Raw genomic sequence first — 2,794 nt, 5'->3', positions numbered from 1 at the left:
AGCAGGATTTTGACGATAGCTACCCGGTGTCGTAATGCACTTCGCAGGCTTTCTATTCTCTTTTCCATAACCGATGAACAGCTCCGATGTCAGCCAGAACCATCACGACCGAAATGCCTATCATCATTACGACCGATGACCTGAGCGATATAGGTTACGCCGCCGACACGGCGTACCTCAAATGGGTGCAGGCTGTCGTCATCACGCATTGGGAGCGCTTCGCACCAGCAGCGACATTAGCCTCCACGCTATGGATTGCGGTCAGACATAAGGTCACCTATCGCACCGCTGGTGCTGCTGCGGATCGCATCGTTGCGAAGAACAGCATCAAGCGACTGAAAGGCGTTCGCGCAATTTTCACGACGATCTTTTATCGGGATAGCGAAGTGCTAGCCGAAGTTGAAAGCACGTGGGTTTGTATCGATCGGACAACGAAACAACCAAAGGCGCTTAATTCAGAGGTGCTGAGTAATTTCCATATCGGATAAACCTGATTGTATCATTTTCTGCTGCGAACGTATTGACCCGAGCCCGCTGAATCGGAACCCGCTCGACTTCGTCCAGCGTCACGTCATCAGGCGGACGATCATAGAACTGTGTGGTCCGGGTAGACGCACGGTTCGCCATTGTCGCCGCGCGCTCGAGCGTTCCATCATTTTTCGGACGGGCAGTGATCCCGGTCGTGCGGAACGAATGGTTGCCGATCGCCGTCGCGATCTCGGTCGCGCCGGCCCGCCGGCGCACCCTCTGGAACGCGTTGGCCTGGGACAGGGGGCTTTCGCTCAAGCGGCCAAGTCGGCGTTCCCAAAAACGAACCGCTGATGGGAGACCGGCGCCTATCACGCGATTCTTTGGGGCTGTTTCCCAGCATCCATTCTCAAAACCGATTTCGGGAAATTGCGCTCCGCACACGGAGTTATGGGGACGCTGTGGCTGCCCAAAAGGGGTATACTTTGGTGCGTTCCATAGATCGGACACGAATCGTGTCTCATCGGGGCCAGTCGCATGCGATTTCTGCAGTCCGTCGGCCGGTTTTAGAACCTGGTAGGACAGAAATGAAATCGACCGGGCTGCCATGATGCTGAATCTGGACCGAAACTCGTCGAGGATCGCCACTCCGTAACAAACCATTCGACTTGCGCTGCAACGAGAGCGAACAGCGTAGTCGTTGAGTCGCAGCCCCGAGGTGGTCGCGACCTGCCCCGCCGGTACGACCCGACGGGGCTGAGGTTGGTGGAAGCGGCGCTGATGCCGCTCTTCGACACGGAGACCAGCCATGACAAAGTTGAACGATATGCAGAGCATCCTGCTGTCCACCGCAGGCCAGCGCGACAGCGGCAGCGTGTACCCGCTGCCCGACACGCTGGCGAACGCGGACGACCGTGCAAGCAAAACAATTGCGGCGCTGATCAAGCGCAATCTCATGGAAGATCGCGAGACTGGCGATGCGGTAAGTGTCGCCCGCGAGGACGGCGATCTGCGCTACGGAGTTTTCATCACCCCGGCGGGGCTTGCGGCGATCGGCCTGGGCGAAGGGGAGGGGGCTGGTTCGGACGTCACGCCGCCGATGCCCGTGCAGCCCAAGCCCGAACGCCAGACCAAGGCGGCCTTGATAACTGCGCTGCTGCAGCGTGAGCAAGGTGCAACGCTGACGGAGCTGATCGCTACGACTGGCTGGCTGCCGCATACGACACGAGCGGCACTGACCGGCCTGCGCAAGAAAGGGCGTACAATTGAGCGAAGCAAGCGCGACGACGCGACCTGCTACCGCATCGTGGCGGCGGGTTGACCATGGTGATGGCCGTGGAAGAACAGATCGCCCGGCTGACGACACTGTCGTCAGCCGACCTGCGCGAAACATGGACCCGGCTAACCCCGTCGCCGGTGCCGCGGATCAGCCCAAGCCTGCTGCGAATGGCGCTGGCATACGAGATCCAGGCCCGCGCGTTCGGCGGGCTGTCGCGCGCGACCACCCGCAAGCTCGATCAGCTGGCTGTCGCCAAGACGAAGACCAGCGCGGTGTCGCCGGGGATGCGGCTGGTGCGCGAGTGGGGCGGCAAGGCGCATGTCGTCACCATCGGTGAGGACAAGGTGATCCGCTGGAACGAGCGCGAGTGGCAGAGCCTGTCGGAGGTAGCGCGCGAGATCACCGGCACACGCTGGTCGGGACCGGCGTTCTTCGGCCTCAAGCGAAAGCTCGCGGCATGAAGCAGATCCGCTGCGCGATCTATACCCGCAAGTCGAGCGAGGAGGGGCTGGAACAGGCGTTCAACTCGCTCGACGCGCAGCGCGAGGCCTGTGCTGCGTACATCAAGAGCCAGGCCAGCGAAGGCTGGGCGGCATCTCCCGACATCTATGATGACGGTGGTCTGTCGGGCGGCACGCTCGAGCGCCCGGCGCTCCAGCGGCTGCTGGCCGAGGTAAAGGCAGGCCGCATCGACATCATCGTCGTGTACAAGGTCGACCGGCTTACCCGCTCGCTGCTCGACTTTTCCAAGCTGGTCGAAGCATTCGATTCTGCCGGTACGTCGTTCGTCTCGGTGACCCAGTCGTTCAACACCACCACCAGCATGGGACGGCTTACCCTCAACATGTTGCTGAGCTTCGCCCAGTTTGAGCGCGAGGTGACCGCCGAGCGCATTCGAGACAAGATCGCCGCGTCCAAGGCTAAGGGGATGTGGATGGGCGGAACCCCGCCGCTCGGATATGCCCCCAATGGTCGCAGCCTCGCCATCGTCGAACCGCACGCAAAACTCATCCGGACGATTTTTGACCTATATATCGAGCGTCGCAA

The 2,794-nt window shown here is 61.0% G+C and carries 4 protein-coding genes and 1 pseudogene; 4 read left to right on the top strand and 1 reads right to left on the bottom strand.

What is annotated here, in order from left to right; translation table 11 throughout:
* Window positions 1-86: 86 nt before the first annotated feature.
* Window positions 87-488 (top strand): acyl-CoA thioesterase, encoded by a 402-nt coding sequence (locus ACP7C5_RS19115; protein ID WP_426265503.1) that lies wholly within the window; start codon window positions 87-89, stop codon window positions 486-488.
* Window positions 489-537: 49 nt separating this feature from the next.
* Here ACP7C5_RS19115 and ACP7C5_RS19110 read toward each other — a convergent pair.
* Window positions 538-789, bottom strand: a pseudogene (locus ACP7C5_RS19110) (tyrosine-type recombinase/integrase); the annotation flags it as partial.
* A 487-nt stretch (window positions 790-1,276) separates the two neighbouring features.
* Between ACP7C5_RS19110 and ACP7C5_RS19105 the strand changes: the two are divergent.
* The 3 genes from ACP7C5_RS19105 to ACP7C5_RS19095 all read left to right on the top strand — a co-directional run.
* On the top strand, window positions 1,277-1,789 hold the full coding sequence (locus tag ACP7C5_RS19105; RefSeq protein WP_426265502.1) for a DUF3489 domain-containing protein: 513 nt from the start codon (window positions 1,277-1,279) through the stop codon (window positions 1,787-1,789).
* An 8-nt stretch (window positions 1,790-1,797) separates the two neighbouring features.
* A complete protein-coding gene (locus tag ACP7C5_RS19100; protein WP_426265501.1) occupies window positions 1,798-2,208 on the top strand; it encodes a DUF2924 domain-containing protein in 411 nt (136 codons plus the stop codon).
* A partial coding sequence (locus ACP7C5_RS19095; protein WP_426265500.1) for a recombinase family protein occupies window positions 2,205-2,794 on the top strand: 590 nt, incomplete at its 3' end. The genes ACP7C5_RS19100 and ACP7C5_RS19095, both read left to right, overlap by 4 nt.

Origin of the sequence: Sphingomonas sp. PWP1-2, from assembly GCF_049898305.1 — a bacterium.
GTDB lineage: Bacteria > Pseudomonadota > Alphaproteobacteria > Sphingomonadales > Sphingomonadaceae > Sphingomonas > Sphingomonas glacialis.
The sequence above is the reverse complement of the archived record's forward strand: the minus strand, read 5'-3'. Positions and strand labels throughout refer to the sequence as shown.